Source organism: Pseudoselenomonas ruminis (assembly GCF_008271295.1).
In the GTDB taxonomy this organism is placed as follows: domain Bacteria; phylum Bacillota; class Negativicutes; order Selenomonadales; family Selenomonadaceae; genus Selenomonas_A; species Selenomonas_A ruminis.
On sequence record NZ_VTOY01000019.1, the window covers coordinates 21,142 to 37,406 of the forward strand.

The following is a 16,265-nucleotide window of genomic DNA, read 5'->3' on the forward strand; positions in this document are numbered from 1 at the left end:
TTATTCTTATTCGGTATTATTTATCCGATTTCAGGGCATCGTCAAGGGTATGCCATGCGAGTACCGCACATTTAACGCGGGCCGGCATATGCGCTACGTTTTTGAGCGCCAGCGCCTCATCGAGTTCCTCGAGCTCTTCCTCGTCGGTTATTTCCCCCTTAATCATGCTGATGAATTTCTGCGCCAGACCGCGGGCTTCTTCCACGGATTTGCCGCGAATCAGTTCAGCCATGATATCCGTGCTGGCCTGGGAAATCGCGCAGCCGACGCCCGTGAAGGCAGCCTCTTTGACCATGCCGTCTTCGACGTTGAGCTCCAGCGTGATTTCATCGCCGCAGCTCGGGTTGTGTCCCTTCATCGTGCAGGTCGCACAAGCCAGGTGGTGTTTGTGGTCCGGATTGCGGCTGTGCTCACCCAGGACCTCCGTATATACATCATCAAGCGCCATAGCCAAGAACACCTCTTACTTTCTTCAATGCGGCAATCCAACGGTCGATATCTTCGCGCGTATTGTACAGATAGAAGCTGGCGCGGCAGCTTGCATTCTGCTGGAGATAGCGGTGGAGCGGCTGAGCACAATGGTGCCCGGCGCGAACAGCTACCCCGTCGTTGTCGAGAATCGTCGCCACATCGTGGGGATGAACATCCTTGATGTTGAAGGCAATGATACCCGTCTTGTTGTCCTGTTTGCTGTCACAGCCATAGAGCTCGATATACGGAAGCTCCCGAAGCTGCGGCAGGGCATAATCCACGAGGTCCTTTTCGATGGCCTCAATGCGGTCGAAGGTGATGCCCTCCAGGTAGTCAATAGCTGCCGTAAGGCCGGCGGCACCACCGACGTTCTGCGTGCCAGCCTCGAACTTGGACGGCAGTTCCGCCCAGGTCGATTCCTGCTCCTGAACGTATTCTATCATATCGCCACCGCGCAGGAACGGCTCCATCGCATCGAGAATCTCGTATTTGCCATAGAGAACGCCAATGCCCATCGGCGAGAGCATCTTATGCCCCGAGAACGCGAAGAAATCGCAGTCGAGGTCCTGAACATCTACGGCCATGTGCGCAACGCTCTGGGAACCGTCTACCACGCAGACAGCGCCAACGCTGTGCGCCTTTTTGACAATGGATTTCACATCATTTTTGAGTCCCAGCACATTGGAGACCTGCGTCACGGCGACAATCTTCGTGCGCTCAGTAATCTTAGTCTCGATGTCTTCCTGCGAAAGGTTGCCATCTTCCTCCAGATAGATGTATTTGAGCGTTGCGCCCTTGGCCTTGGCCACGAACTGCCAGGGAACCAAATTGCTGTGATGCTCCGAAATGCTGATGACAATTTCATCACCAGCCCCGACATTCTGAAGGCCATAGCTGTATGCCACCAGGTTCAATGCCTCGGTGGCATTTTTCGTGAAGATAATTTCTGCCGGACGTTTGGCCTTGATAAACTGAGCCGTGCGCTTGCGGGCCGACTCGTAAATATCCGTAGCCTTAACCGACAGGGCATAGGCGCCGCGATGCGGATTGGCATTGCAGCCGCCATAATAGCCGCAAATCGACTGAATCACCTGATGCGGCTTCTGGGTCGTTGCACCATTATCGAGATAAGCAATATGCTTGCCGTCAATTTCTCCGTTCAGCAGGGGGAAATCTTTGAGAAATTCCTGTACATCAGCCATTTACAAGCCTCCCCATCAATACTTTGTCAATCTCCTCTTTGAGCGCCTCGTCGTTAATGCGGTCGATAACCGGATTGAAAGATGCCTCGACAATCAAGCGCTGTGCATCTGCCATATCAAGGCCGCGGCTCATGAGGTAGAACAGTTTGCCTTCGTCAATCTTGCCAACACTTACGGCATGGTGGCCATCTACGTCATCCTCATGGGAGAGCATGACCGGGACACTGCGGTTGCGGACCTGCGGCGAAAGCAGAACCACTTCCTCATTCTCGCGGCCCACCGAGCCCTTGGAACCTTCGAGGAAATCCAGCGTTCCGCGGAAGATTTTCTCACTCTTTCCGAGCAGGGCACCACGAACCTGCATGTTGGCATCCGTGCGGCGGCCTTTCTGGCGGATGACGTAGTTGAGGTCAATCTTGCTCTCGCCATCGCCAAAGTAAAGGCCCCAGATATCACTGACGCTGTCGTCGCCAGCCATATCCACCGTGAGCTCGGCCGCCGTATGACGGGCCCCGGCCTCGACCGTGGTATAGCTGAATTTCGCCCCCTTGCCCACGTATACTTTTACGCGGCTGGTGACAGCCGTATCTGCCGGAACCAGCTGCGCATTGACCAGATGCAGTTCACCGCCATCGGCGATATGCACCTGTACTTCCAGCTGGCTGCCCTCGCGGTTAACCAGGACAACTTCATCCTTCTGCCCGGCTTCCACGAGAATCTGTTGTTTCTTTACGTTATCACTGAGGTTTTCCGGAACCCGGGCTTCATTTACGCCCAGCCAGCGCCAGGTGCGCATCGGAATCTCAGAAAAAATTTTATCATCCATTAGCCGATAGTCCCTTCCAACTCAATATTTACGAGGTTATTCATCTCCAGAGCGTACTCGAGCGGCAGCTCCTTGGCGATCGGTTCAACGAACCCGCGGACAATCATAGCCCGTGCTTCCTCTTCATCGATACCGCGGCTCGTGAGGTAGAAAATCGCCTCATCGCTGATGCGGCCGATTTTTGCCTCATGACCGATATCGGCCTCATCGCCCTCGATATCCATGACCGGCAGCGTATCACTGCGGGAAAGGTTGTCGAGCATCAGCGATTCACAGTTGACCGAGCACTTGGCAAACGGTGCGTTCTTCGTGACTTTGACGGCACTGCGGTACGTTGCCATGCCGCCTGCCTTCGAAATCGTGCGCGTATTGATATTGGCCGACGTATGCGGTGCGGCATGGATGACGCTGGCACCGGTGTCGAGATTCTGCCCCTTCGAAGCGAAGGTGACACCAGTAAACTCACAGCGGGCATTCTCGCCATGCAGCACGCTGCACGGATAGAGGCACGAAATATGGGAACCAAACGAACCCGATACCCACTCAATGATGCCGTCTTTTTCGACCAGAGCGCGCTTCGTATTGAGGTTCATCATGTTGCGGGACCAGTTCTCAATCGTCGAATAACGAAGTCTCGCTCCATCCTTGACGAACAGTTCCACGCAGCCGGCATGGAGGTTTGTGACGTTGTGCTTTGGTGCCGAGCAGCCCTCGATAAAGTGCAGGCTGGCCCCCGGCTCCACGATAATCAATGTGTGCTCGAACTGGCCGGCACCAGCGGCGTTAAGGCGGAAATAACTCTGAAGCGGCATCTCAACATGAACGCCAGCCGGGACATAGACGAACGAACCGCCCGACCAGACCGCGCCGTGCAGAGCCGCAAATTTATGGTCCTTCGGCGGTACCAGCGTCATGAAGTACTCCTTGACGATGTCCTCATGTTCGCGGACTGCCGTTTCCATGTCGGTGTAGATGACACCCTGTTTGACCATGTCTTCCTGAATGGAATGGTAGACGACCTCCGAGTCGTACTGTGCACCGACACCGCCCAGTGAGGTCTTTTCCGCCTCGGGAATGCCCAGACGATCAAAGGTATCCTTGATGTCTTCCGGCACCTCTTCCCAGCTGCCGGTCATCTTGGCATCCGGCTGGACGTAGGTGACAATGTCGTCCATGTGCAGTTCGTCAAGGCTCGGCCCCCAGGTCGGCAGCTCGAGGGAGTTGTATACATCCAAAGATTTCAGACGGAAATCCAGCATCCACTGCGGCTCGTGCTTGCGCGTAGAGATGTCGCGGACAACGTCTTCCGTCAGGCCGCTGTGGGCTTTGTAGACCGAACGGTCTTCATCTTTGATGTCATAGAGCGTGCGCTCAATATCTTCTATATAAGTTTTCTTCTTTTCTGTCATCAAAAACGCCTCACTTTGCCTCGTTCTGTGCGTCGAGAATATGCGTGAAACCGCGGCTGTTGATATCTTCGATGAGTTCCGCGCCACCCTCTTCGACAATCTGGCCGTTCATCAGGACATGGACCTTGTCGACTTTGAGTTTTTCGAGGATACGCGTGTTGTGCGTGATAATCAGGCAGCTGTTGTTCTCATTGTGGAATTTGGCTACGCCCTCGGATACAATCTGAACGGCATCGACATCGAGGCCGGAATCCGTCTCGTCGAGCAGGGCAAGTTTCGGCTGCAGCATCAAGAGCTGCAGGATTTCATTGCGCTTTTTCTCACCGCCGGAGAAACCGACGTTCATATAACGCTGCGCGTATTCCGGTTTCATCTTGAGCTCCTGCATCTGCGCTTTGAGCTCCTTGCGGAACGGAACGAGTTTTACTTTGTCGCCCGTGATGGTCTGTTTGGCCGTGCGAATCATATTCTCCACCGTGATGCCAGGAATCTCCTCCGGCGTCTGGAAGGACAGGAACAGGCCCTTGCGGGCACGCTCAAAGGTCTTGAGGCCGCTCATATCCTCGCCTTCAAATTCCATCGTACCACTCGTTACCTGATACTTCGGATGCCCCATGATGATGTTCATGAGGGTGGATTTACCGGAACCATTCGGTCCGAGAATGACATGTACTTCTCCCTTGTTTACCGAAAGGTTCAGTCCTTTGAGGATTTCTTTGTCTTCCACGCCAGCGTGGAGATCTTTGATTTCCAAAAGCTTCTCTGCCATTATATAAACTCTCCTTTTAATGAAGCAAATTCGATTCAGGTTAATCCTTAGTGTTTTACTCGGGATTGATGTTTTCATTGTAGGTTGTTTCATGCGAAAAGTCAATAGCAAGCAGCACATACTATAAATAAATGGTATAATTGATAATGTTTTTCATTGATTATCTTCCATAGGCAAACCGGCCTAATTTTCGGCGCTGGAAGGAAATACCACCATTGACAAGAATATATCTTATAGTATGATTAGATAGGTTTTCTTACCGTATTGAACCAACCAGGAAAAAAGAACTAGGAGTGATATTATGGGCCGCGTCCAGAGATGGTACCGCCATCTTGCCACAGTACTGCTCGTATTTGGCCTTATAACGCTTATCCCCCCGACAGCCTCCGCCTATGAACGTCCCGTTCTGCGCGTTGGCTACACCAATACAATCAATTATTTAAGCCGCGATGAATACGGCTTTTACCATGGCATGACCTATGAAACGCTGGAAAACATCGCCACCTATATGGGCGTGACACTGGAATACGTCCCGGGCACACCAGCAGAAAATCTCCTGCGTCTCCACAGCGGCGCCATCGATCTTGTCACCTGCGAAGAAGTCTCCCAGAACTTGCTTCCCCCTACGGAATTAACCGCACCGCCAGCTGGCACTGCTTCGATTCCACTTGGCTACGGAATTGGCTGGCTGCTTCTGAGCGACCAGCGCCCGGATTTAAAGGCTAATATTCAGGCCAGCCAGCAGTCTCTCAACAGCATCAGTCCACTATTCGGACTTCATCTGTTGGAAAAATACCAGGACCAAGGCGGTGCTGCGCTCGAACTTACCGCTGAAGAGAAAGCCTATCTAAAGGCCCATCCCATTATCCGGGCGATGGCCTCTCCTGGTCAGCCTCCCTATACGTTCTTCACGGAGGACGGCACGCATCAGGGTGTCATTGCCGACATCATGAACATCATCGCTTCCGACCTCGGAATCACTATCGAAATCAGCCCGGAAACCGACCAGTCCAGCATGATGGCTCATCTCACTCGCGGTGAAATCGACCTGGTAACGGATATCTATTCCGACTACAACTGGGCCCGTCAGCATAATGCCGATTTGACGATTCCCTATCTTACCTTAAACTACGTAGCGGTCCTGCGCAAAGATCAGAGTCTACCCGAAAAGCCGATTATCGCCTGCCCGCGCAGTCATTTCTATACCCATGATTACATGGAGAAGATGTATCCCGCGTCTCAGCTGCAGTATTACGACACCGTTGCCGAATGCATGTCGGCTGTCAACAACCGCCAGGCCGATATGACTTTCGTCAATGCCATAACCGCCCAGAGCGATATTTATCAGGGCAATTATTACAACCTTTATATCACGGGCAACGTCGTCTTTTCCCATGAGGTGGCTATCGCGGTAAGCAATCTGGCCAACCCGATGCTCATCCGCATCCTCAATAAGGAAATCGCGCACCTTTCGCAGCAGCAAATATCCAGCATAATCAATCGCCAGATATATGCGGTGCAAAGCAAAGACACGCTACAATCCTTGATTTATCGCAATCCTATCGGCTCACTAGTCCTTATCAGCAGCCTGCTGCTCGGCATCATCCTCACCTTGCTGCTCGTCATGCAGCTGCGCCGCAAGCACAGTGAAGAACTCTATCGCGAGGCGCATTATCTAAAAGAAGTCAATATGTATAATACCCGCTGGTTCATCCAGAACCTGCCGAAGAACCTCGCCGCGTATGATGCCCTGCGAAGACAGGGTAAACTGTTCCTGATGGTCATGTCGGCCCAGCGCATTGCCTTCATGCACGAGCTCTACAGCCGTCAGGCCTTTAACAAAGCCCTGCAAGAGCTGGGTGCCCGCATCCGCCGGAATAACCCCTGGCTGCTGATGGATGCAATCTCTGGCGACTTTTTCAAGCTAATTGTCCTCTGCCGCCTGCCCGAAGGATTCACGATGGAACAGGCTGCCCAGAAAATTGCCAACGAAGCCGGTACCTATGTCATCAACGATATGCTGACGACGGTCCACTACCATATTGGACTTTGCGCGATTCCAAAAGCCGGAGAGTCCACCCCCGAGCACCTCTTTGACTGCGTGATGCTCGCCCATATGGAAAGTGTCGCCAGTCATAAAACCACGACCTACAACGAAGCGCTGCGCCACGAGCTGCTCAAGCAAAAAAAGATGGAAAACCTCATGGCAAAAGCACTGCAAAATGGCGAGTTCCAAGTCTACCTGCAGCCAAAATACGACCTGCAAACCCAGGAAGCCCTCGCGGCTGAAGCGCTCGTTCGCTGGCAAAGCCCCGAGCTTGGCTTTTTGACACCGGGCGATTTCATGGACCTGTTCGAGCACAATGGTTTTGCCATCCAGCTTGACTACTACATGCTCAAATCCATTTGCCAATACCAGAAAACACGCCTGGAAAACGGGCAGCCCGTCATCCCGATTTCGGTCAACCAATCCGGCCTGCATTTTTCCGAAGAAAATTACCTCCAGCGCATGCAGGCTATTGCCGATGACTACCAGCTGCCACCTGGCTGCCTGGAACTTGAAATCACGGAGACCGCGCTCATCGACTATCAAACCCATGACGCCCGCGATGACGCGTCAACGATTGTAAACCAGCTCCATCAGATAGGCTTCTGCCTGTCGATGGACGATTTCTGCACGGGGTATTCCTCCATTGCCATGCTGCAAAACCTGCCGATGGACGTCATGAAAATCGACCGGCAAATGCTGCTAAATGCCGAAGAATCGCCACGCGCACGGACAATCCTGCACCATATTATCGAGCTTGGCAAAAGTCTTGACATGAAGGTGCTGACCGAAGGCATTGAGACAAAACAGCAGGAAGAGCTGCTGCTCTCCCTGGGCTGCCGCTTCGGACAGGGATTCCTGTTCGCCGAACCGATGCCGCTCGAAAAATTTGCTGGCTTCCTCGAGCAACACGCCAAAAAATCTTAAAAGAGGTTTTACCATGCACTTTGTACAAAAGTTTTACCATATATTGCTATGCTTTGCCGTGCTCCTGCTGCTGCCTGCGCATAGTACAGCAGAACCACCAGCCTATCAAACCATCCGCATCGGCGTTGCCAACGATATGCGCCCAGGACCGGCCAATGACGCCATCCGGCTGATGGCCAGCTACAACAGCAGCTATCTGGCAGAAATCGCCAAGATTACGCACTGGCAATACGAATACTACCGTGGCAGTGCAGCCGACTGCCTGCAGCGCCTGCGCGACGGCCAGCTTGACCTCATCGCGCCAGTCAGTGGCGCTGCCTTCCCACCGGGAAAATATCTGTTTTCCAACGGGCATTCCTGTGCAGCCATTCTGGGCCTGTATACCGATGAAAACGACAGTCAGATTACTGCTGACCGCGGTGCGACACTTGATGGCGCCACCATTGGCGTGCTCAACGACAACGACCTCAAAAACCGTCTGCACTTCTTCGCCAAGGCCAACGGCTGGAATGTCAGCATCCGCACGTATCCAAGCAGTCAGGAGCTGACGGCCGGACTTCATCGCGGCGAAGTACAGCTCATCGCCTGCACGGTTTTCAATCTGACCGGTCACGAACGCTGGATTACTTTTGTCGATACCATCCCGCAGCAATATATGACTGATGCGGCGCATGCGAGCTTGATGGAGCAGCTTAACCAGGCCATCCTAAGCATCGAAATGACCAATCCGTCATTCGAGACGCGCCTCAAGCGCGAATACCTCGACCCCAGTATCTATAAGATGGCCCGCTACTCGGAACATCAGCAAGCCTTCATCCGCACATCGCCCACCGTTCGCGTCGTCTTTCCAGGGACCTTCAGCTCCCTCATTCAGCAAAGCAAGGAATTCGGCAATATCTACGGCATCTCGCCGGATATTCTGACTCTGCTGATAAACACCACGGGCATCACGTTCCAGCCCGTGATTACTGATTCGGTGGAAAGCGCTGGCCAAATGCTTCGCGATGGACGAGCCGAAGCGGCTTTTGCCGTTTACGTCAACGACCCAAAACTCCAGATGATGCAGTTTTCCAATAACATCTTCTGGATGTCATTTACGCCAATCTTCCGGCGCACGCAGGCCGAATCGGCCCGCCCGGAAAGCATCGTCGTACCGACCTGCTATGCGGGGCTGCGGGAATTCTTCCAGCGCCTCAATCCGCAGGCCAAAGTCGTCGAAATCAACAATCCTGAAGAATGCCTCTATGCCGTTGAACAGGGGCTCTATGACTGCACGTATCTGCCCCAGCCTTATTTGTCCAAGAACAAAAATGTCCTGTTGCACTTCCAGCTGAAAATAGCCGATCCGGCTACGGTATCCGTCCCGCTCTGCCTGATGTTCCGCGCCGATGCGCCCGAGATGCTCTGCCATACGGTCAACACGGCCCTACTGGGCTTGCCACAGAATCAGCTGACCCAGATTATCCAGCACAACAGTACCCCGGATGTCTCCTTTGTCTATTTACTCAGCCAGCATCCGTTGGCACTTACTGTTGGCCTGCTGCTCAGCTTCATCATTCTGGTCACTGCCGTATTTTTGATTTACCGCCACCGGCTCGAGCAGGAAAAGAACCACGCGCTGACCTTGCGCGAATTAGAGCTGCAGCAAGCACTTGACGCCGTGGAAATCCTGCAGGAAGACCGCGACAACTACAAGCGCAATGCCGAAACGGACCATCTGACAGGCTGTCTCAACAAGGCCGCTATGACAATGCAATGCCAGCAGATTCTCGACAGCCTGCCCGAAAACTGGACGGCCGCCTTCTTTATCATCGACCTCGACCACTTCAAAGAGGCCAACGATACCTATGGCCACCAGCATGGCGATGATATCCTCATTGAATTTGCCGCCATGCTGCGGGGCCTCTTGCCACCACGCACCCATATCGGCCGATTCGGCGGCGATGAATTTACCCTGCTCCTGATCGAGGAGGATACCGGCACCAGCGAGGCCTATGCCCGCCGGATTGCCGAAATCATCCTTGAACAGACCCGCGGGCTCATTGTCTGTGGGGCTCCCGGCAACGTCACTGCCAGCATCGGCATCGCCATCATCCCTGCCGGCGGCAAACGCGACCTGGCCACCATTTTCCGCCAAGCCGACCGCGCCCTCTACAACGTCAAAGAAACCTGCCGCGACAATTACGAACTTTATCAGCATTAAAAGCGCCCCGTTGATTCCAAAAGAATCAACGGGGCATCGCCTTTTTCGGCATATCTTTTCCTGTCTCCTCTTTAAATTGCAGTTTGTGGGTTAGAGAGGGGGAGTTCGATAAAGCTCTTCGGCGGCGAGGGACACAGTACCAACGCTTCACCGGTGACAACCCGCTACAAGAAATTTTTGCCTTTTAATTAAGAGTTGGAAAACAGTTAAACGCGCTTCGCTTGAACGAAACTGCTTTTCCAACGAGAACGCAGGCAAAAATTTCTTGCTTAACGCGGAACGTCAAGGCTCCGCTTATGGAACTGTGTCCCTCGCCGCCTGGGTTGGAATCGACACTACTATGCCTTCCCCTCTGAGGGCGTCAGTGGCATCCCCGAGAGGTGGGCGCGAAGCGCTCGGATGAGGTCATTCTGTATAACTTACGATTAAATTAATACCTAAAGCTGCTACCTCATCCGCCCCTAACGGGGCACCTGCCCCAAGGGGGAAGGCAAAAGTTCGTGTCTGTTCCATCCTCAGCCGCCGCTAGGGACAGTGCCATAAACGAAGCTTTGATGTTTTCCGTTAAGAACGAAATTTTTATCCTCCCCCTTCGTCGGAAAAATTCTACCGTCCAAGCGAAGCGCGTTTTGGATTTTTCCGATGCTTAATTTAGGATAAAAATTTCGTTTAGGAAAACATCTTGGCGTAGTGTTGGCACTGTCCCTAGCGGCGGCGACGAGCTGCTTCGAACCAAGACTCACTAACCTATAAACTGCAATTTATGCGAAAAGCCACTGACTTTTTTCGTCAGTGGCTTTTTTGCGGCAAAAACGAGTTTATTCCGCACTTTTTACCGCCCAGCGCAGTTTCGTCGAGTGGGCGCGGCTATTGCGGTAGCATTCTTCTTTCGTTGGCCGGATGACCTCTGGGGCGATGTCAGCGTATAGGCCCTGTTGATGGAAGGCCTTGAAGGCTTTTTTGACAATCCGGTCTTCCCCCGAGTGGAAGGTCAGGATAGCGGCACGGCCGCCCGGTGCGAGGGCATCGGGTAGTTTCTCCATAAACTCGTAGAGGACTTCATACTCACGATTGATGTCAATGCGCAATGCCTGAAATACCCGGGCACTGCTTTTCTTTATGAGTTCCGCCCGCGCTAGTGCCTGTTTTTTCGTACTGTAACCGGCACGCTCGGCCATTTCCCTAGGCAGTTTTACCTTCGCCAGTGCCTGCCCGATGGCTTCATGCAGCTCCTTCGTCGTCTTTATCGGATGGCGGCGGCGCGTCTTTACGATATAACGCGCGATTTCGGCGGCATAGGGCTCATCGGCATTTTCCTGCAAAAGTCCCTCCATCTCATATTCGTCGATATCGCGGAGCCGCTCGGCGGCCGTGATGCCTGCCTCAGGATTGAGCCGCAAATCGAGCGGACCTTCGCTCTTATAGGTAAAACCGCGTTCCGGATTGTCAATCTGCATCGAGGACACGCCGAGGTCCGCAAGAATGAAATCAAACGGCCCGGCCTCGCGTGCCAGCTCGTCTATCTGGCAGAAATTCATATTGCGAAGCTCCCAAATATCTTCGCCGAAGCCCTTGGCCCGGATGCGCGCCTCGGTCTTTTTCGATTCAATCGGGTCAATATCCCCGCTGATAAGGTGCCCCTTGCCCGCGAGCTTTTCAAGCATCGCCGTGGTATGCCCGCCATAGCCCAGCGTCGCATCAAAACCACGTTCACCGGGCTTTATCGCAAGCACTTCCAAAATCTCATTGACCATGATGGGAATATGCATGCCGGCTGGCGTATTGCCCTTGGCGATGACATGGGCAATCTCATCGCCGTATTTTTCGGGATTCAGTTCCTTATATTTTTCCTCAAAGCGCCGCGGATATTTGCCGCTGTAATGGATGCGCCGTTTATGCTGCTGTTCCATCAGGCCGCCTCACATATCAAAGTGTTTCGCCAGCGTCACGGCAATGCCGTCCTCGTTGTTAGACAGCGTGATTTCGTCGGCAATTTCCTTGAGTTCCTCACAGGCGTTGCCCATAGCGACACCATAGCCCGCAAACTCGAGCATGCTCATATCGTTCTGCGCATCACCAAAAGCCATGACCTCACTCTGGTCAATCCCCAGGCAGTCGCAAGCATGACCGAGCGCGCTGAGTTTGCTTACGCCTTTGATGGTGCCTTCGTAAAACCACGGTGCCGACTGCACAAAGGACATCTTATCCTCAAAGCCGCGGCGGATATCCGCCAGATGCGGCACGAGGATTTCATTTGGTGCTGCCGTCAGGATTTTTACGGGATTGAAGCCGCGCTGTTCTACGGCATCGGCGATATTTTCTACGATTTCTATGCCAAGGTTGTTGTTGCGGCTCTCATCCATGACTTTATGACGGCTGGCGTCCGTAGTCAGGATGGATACCCCATCATCGACAATTGGCGACAGTTCCGGCCACGGCTCCAGATGGTGCAGGAATTTGACAGCTGTCTCGTTATCGATGCTGCTGTCAAAAAGGATTTCCTTCGTCGTCGCATCTTCGATGCGGCCGCCATTATAGGAAATGCGCAAACCATGATATTTCTCAAGTTCCAGTGCATCGGCCTCGCGCTTGAGTCCCGGTGCCTGACGGCCCGATACCAATGCCACCACAACGCCCTGTTTCTGCAGGCTCATGATAGCCTCTTTCGTCTTCGGCGTGATTACTTTATCATCGTTATTGAGCGTACCATCGAGGTCAAATGCTAACATCTTATAAGCCATATTTCTGTCCTTTCTTGACTGAAAACTTAAATATCGATATAATGATTGTATAGAAGGTGCTACCGTTAGACGGTCAGCCCCGCATATAGTTTCAGCTTGAAGAAGCCGCCCTAGTTTGTGAGACTGCAGGGCGGTTTTCTTATGCCTTTATGGCAACGATCATGAGAAGCGTCAAAAGCATCAACGCGAAAAAATCATATTTCGTCATCCGCATCGCCCTTCTCTGGGGCTAAGACTTACCGCCTGCCGCAATAGTAGCACCGCCGACATTATAGCATAAACGCCCATCTGCTGACAATCCAGCAGATGGGCGTTTCTATTGCACTAAAATCAGAAAATATCGTTAGCCAGAACGATAGTCTCATCGCGGTTCGGGCCAACGGAAACGATGCCAAGGCCGATACCCGTTACCTCAGCCATGCGCTCGAGGTATTTGCGGGCATTTTCCGGCAGGTCTTCGTACTTGCGGATTTTGCTGATATCCGTTTTCCAACCTGGGAACGTCTCATATACCGGCTCTACTTCAGCGAGTACCTTGAGGCTTGCCGGAATCTCGTTGAGGATTTCGCCTTTGTACTTATAGGCAACGCACATCTTGATTTCATCGAAGCTGTCGAGAATATCAAGGCGCGTTACTGCCATGTAATCGATGCCGGAAAGCTGACCAGCATAGCGGACTACGCAGGCATCGAGCCAGCCCGTACGGCGCGGACGGCCCGTGACAACGCCGTACTCATGGCCTTCCTCACGGATTCTGTCGCCGATTTCGTTGAGCTGCTCCGTCGGGAATGGGCCTTCGCCAACACGCGTGCAGTATGCCTTTACGATACCGACAACTTTGTCGATAGCGCGCGGAGCAACACCGCAGCCAACGCCAACACCGCCCGAAATCGGATGGGAAGCCGTAACATACGGATAGGTACCATAGTCGATGTCGAGCATCGTAGCCTGTGCACCCTCGAACAAAATCTTGCGGCCCTCTTTGACTTCGTCATTGAGCAGGGCAATCGTATCGCAGACATACGGACGCAGACGGTCAGCATAGCCGTTGTATTCCTCGAGAATCTCCTCGTAATTGAGCGGCTCATGGTCGTAGAGCAGCTTTAATTCACGGTTCTTGATTTCGAGGTTCTCCTTGAGGCGTTTGGCAAACTCCTCGCGGTCGATGAGGTCGCAGACACGGATACCGATACGGTTGTCACGGTCGATGTAGCAGGGGCCGATACCGTTCTTGGTCGTGCCGATTTTGTTTTTGCCGCGGGCTTCATCGCCGATGCCATCCATCAGGCAATGATACGGCAGAACGACATGAGCACGATTCGAGATGCGGATACCCGAAAGGTCAATTCCACGGGCAGCCAGTGCATCCATTTCCTCGAGCATGACTTTCGGGCTGAAAGCAACGCCGTTGCCGACAACGCAATGCGTGCCTTTGAACAGGATGCCCGACGGCATCAGACGCAGCTTGTAAGCCTCGCCATCAACCACAACCGTATGGCCGGCATTGCTGCCGCCCTGGAAACGGACGACCGTTTCAGCCTGCTGAGCCAGATAGTCTACGATCTTGCCCTTGCCTTCGTCGCCCCACTGGGTACCGGTAACTACTACTGTTGACATAAGATTTCTCTCCTTAATAACTACTGTCCGCCAGCTGGCAGACCAACTGCGGCAGTAAATCCTCCCGCCGGGCACAAAAAAGCCCTTACGGGTATAATAACGCCGTAAGGGCTCAATATTTGAGCCCACGGCTCATCATAACATATTCAGATTAAAGTCCGAAACGCTCGAAAATCATATCGACGCGGCGGATGAAGAATTTGTAATCGAAGCAATCATCGATTTCTTCCTTCGTCAGGTACTTCGTGATATCCGGGTCGTTTTCGACGCTCTCCTTGAAGTCCTTGCCTTCCATCCAGCGTTTCATCGCATTGCGCTGTACCCACTTGTAGGCCTCCTCACGCAGTACGCCTTTGCTGACAACAGCCAGCAGCAGACGGGAGCTGTACATGAGACCGCCCGTGCGGTTCATGTCGTGCATCATCTTCTCCGGATATACGAGCAGCTTATCGATGATATTCGTAAGCTTTCTCGTGCAATAGTCGAGGTTGATGGTCGTATCCGGCAGGATAACGCGCTCAACGGAGGAATGGGAAATATCGCGCTCATGCCAAAGCGTGATGTCTTCCATAGCCGCTACGGCATTGCCGCGGTTCAGGCGGGCCATGCCCGAGATGCGCTCGCAGTTGATTGGATTGCGCTTATGCGGCATAGCCGAAGACCCCTTCTGACCTGGGGAGAAATACTCCTCAGCCTCACGGATATCCGTACGCTGCAGGTTGCGGACTTCCGTCGCGATTTTCTCGAGCGTACTCGATACGATAGCCATCGTCGTCACGAACTCAGCATGGCGGTCACGCTGAATGACCTGCGTAGCCAGACGGACCGGCTGAAGTTCCAGCGTCTTGCCCACCATTTCCTCAATGCGCGGATCGATATTGGAATAGGTACCAACAGCACCCGAAAGCTTGCAGACCGAAACGATTTTCTTGGCATGCTCAACGCGCTCGATATCGCGCTCAATCTCAGCACTCCAGAGCAAAAGTTTCAGACCGAACGTCATCGGCTCCGCATGGATACCATGGGTGCGGCCAATGCACGGCGTGTGTTTGAACTCAACCGCACGGCGGCGCAGGACCTCGCGGAACTTCTTCAAATCATCGAGGATGATGTCTGCAGCATCGCGCATCATCATGCAGTATGCCGTATCTTTGACATCGCTCGAAGTCAGTCCCTTATGGACGTACTTGGAATCATCACCAACATTTTCGGCGACGTTGGTCAGGAAAGCGATGATGTCATGATGCGTAACGGATTCAATTTCCTTGATACGCTTAACATCAAACTTCGCTTTAGCGCGAATGTTTTTAGCCGCTTCCTTCGGAATCTCTCCGAGCTCAGCCATGGCGTCGCAGGCAGCCATCTCAACATTCAAAATCTGCTGCCATTCGTTTTCGATGGACCAAAGCTGGCCCATCTCCGGGTTGGTGTAACGTTCGATCATTTTTGTGATTTCCTCCTCATCAATTCCTGGCGGCGTCACTGCACCGCGGAAGTGAAAACACGACGAAAAAACTCAAATTGACCTCTCCCCTTGGGGTGCAGGCCTCATTTTGAGTCTGGAGAATCCCTTATTTCCCTTGACTATAATAGCAAACTCCCCTGCCACTGTCAACGAAAACTATCTTTAAAAATACAATAGTCCTTATTTGATGGATTCACCCCTTTGCAGCCACAAAAAAAGCCGTACGCTTCCGTACGGCCAACTATCCTATGGTGCTCGCTGAGGGATTCGAACCCCCGACCCCCTCCATGTGACGGAGATGCTCTAGCCAACTGAGCTAAGCGAGCGTTTCAACATATCCCATTATACGCTTCTATTCTAAAAAAATCCATAGTTATCGGATTTTTATAACAAAACACAAAAAAGCTCCCGCCAACAGCGAGAGCAAAATTTCTAAATGGTGGGGTTAACAGGATTCGAACCTGTGACCTCCTCGATGTCAACGAGACACTCTAACCAACTGAGCTATAACCCCATGTCACAACGACATAATGTATTATAGCACACATAGATATTTCTTGGCAAGAGAAAATTTTATTTTTTTCAAAA

At 52.7% G+C, this 16,265-nt stretch carries 11 protein-coding genes and 2 tRNA genes; 2 read left to right on the plus strand and 11 right to left on the minus strand.

What is annotated here, in order from left to right; genetic code table 11:
* Positions 1-16 precede the first annotated feature (16 nt).
* The 5 genes from sufU to sufC are packed head-to-tail and all read right to left on the minus strand — an operon-like array spanning position 17 to position 4,677.
* A complete protein-coding gene (sufU, locus tag FZ040_RS12880; RefSeq protein WP_149172371.1) occupies positions 17-448 on the minus strand; it encodes a Fe-S cluster assembly sulfur transfer protein SufU in 432 nt (143 codons plus the stop codon).
* Positions 438-1,673: a cysteine desulfurase gene (locus FZ040_RS12885; protein ID WP_149172372.1), complete on the minus strand. Its 1,236-nt coding sequence runs from the start codon at positions 1,671-1,673 to the stop codon at positions 438-440. The genes sufU and FZ040_RS12885 overlap by 11 nt, the downstream gene beginning before the upstream one ends.
* Positions 1,666-2,499: a SufB/SufD family protein gene (locus FZ040_RS12890; RefSeq protein WP_149172373.1), complete on the minus strand. Its 834-nt coding sequence runs from the start codon at positions 2,497-2,499 to the stop codon at positions 1,666-1,668. The genes FZ040_RS12885 and FZ040_RS12890 overlap by 8 nt, the downstream gene beginning before the upstream one ends.
* Positions 2,499-3,908 (minus strand): Fe-S cluster assembly protein SufB, encoded by a 1,410-nt coding sequence (sufB, locus tag FZ040_RS12895; RefSeq protein ID WP_149172374.1) that lies wholly within the window; start codon positions 3,906-3,908, stop codon positions 2,499-2,501. Before sufB ends, FZ040_RS12890 begins: the two co-directional genes overlap by 1 nt.
* A 10-nt stretch (positions 3,909-3,918) precedes the next feature.
* Entirely contained in the window at positions 3,919-4,677 is a 759-nt protein-coding gene (gene sufC, locus FZ040_RS12900; protein WP_149172375.1) for a Fe-S cluster assembly ATPase SufC, read from the minus strand.
* Positions 4,678-4,978: 301 nt separating this feature from the next.
* Here sufC and FZ040_RS12905 point away from each other — a divergent pair, with 301 nt between their 5' ends.
* Both FZ040_RS12905 and FZ040_RS12910 read left to right on the plus strand, forming a co-directional pair.
* Positions 4,979-7,651 carry an EAL domain-containing protein gene (locus FZ040_RS12905; RefSeq protein WP_149172376.1) on the plus strand — a complete coding sequence of 891 codons (2,673 nt, stop codon included), beginning with the start codon at positions 4,979-4,981 and terminating at the stop codon, positions 7,649-7,651.
* A 13-nt stretch (positions 7,652-7,664) separates the two neighbouring features.
* Positions 7,665-9,854 carry a transporter substrate-binding domain-containing diguanylate cyclase gene (locus FZ040_RS12910; RefSeq protein WP_149172377.1) on the plus strand — a complete coding sequence of 730 codons (2,190 nt, stop codon included), beginning with the start codon at positions 7,665-7,667 and terminating at the stop codon, positions 9,852-9,854.
* 818 nt (positions 9,855-10,672) lie between these two features.
* Here FZ040_RS12910 and rsmH read toward each other — a convergent pair.
* The 6 genes from rsmH to FZ040_RS12935 all read right to left on the minus strand — a co-directional run bounded on the left by rsmH (position 10,673) and on the right by FZ040_RS12935 (position 16,191).
* Positions 10,673-11,764, minus strand: coding sequence for a 16S rRNA (cytosine(1402)-N(4))-methyltransferase RsmH (rsmH, locus tag FZ040_RS14045; protein ID WP_187620346.1), 1,092 nt, complete (start codon positions 11,762-11,764; stop codon positions 10,673-10,675).
* Positions 11,765-11,773: 9 nt separating this feature from the next.
* Complete coding sequence (locus FZ040_RS14050; RefSeq protein WP_187620347.1) at positions 11,774-12,595, minus strand: Cof-type HAD-IIB family hydrolase; 822 nt, start codon at positions 12,593-12,595, stop codon at positions 11,774-11,776.
* 330 nt (positions 12,596-12,925) lie between these two features.
* Positions 12,926-14,212: an adenylosuccinate synthase gene (locus FZ040_RS12920; RefSeq protein ID WP_149172378.1), complete on the minus strand. Its 1,287-nt coding sequence runs from the start codon at positions 14,210-14,212 to the stop codon at positions 12,926-12,928.
* Positions 14,213-14,363: 151 nt separating this feature from the next.
* Positions 14,364-15,656, minus strand: a complete 1,293-nt coding sequence (gene purB, locus FZ040_RS12925) for an adenylosuccinate lyase (protein ID WP_149172379.1) — start codon at positions 15,654-15,656, stop codon at positions 14,364-14,366.
* 270 nt (positions 15,657-15,926) lie between these two features.
* Positions 15,927-16,003, minus strand: a tRNA-Val gene (locus FZ040_RS12930).
* Between the two features lie 111 nt (positions 16,004-16,114).
* A tRNA-Val gene (locus FZ040_RS12935) sits at positions 16,115-16,191 on the minus strand.
* Between the last annotated feature and the right edge of the window lie 74 nt (positions 16,192-16,265).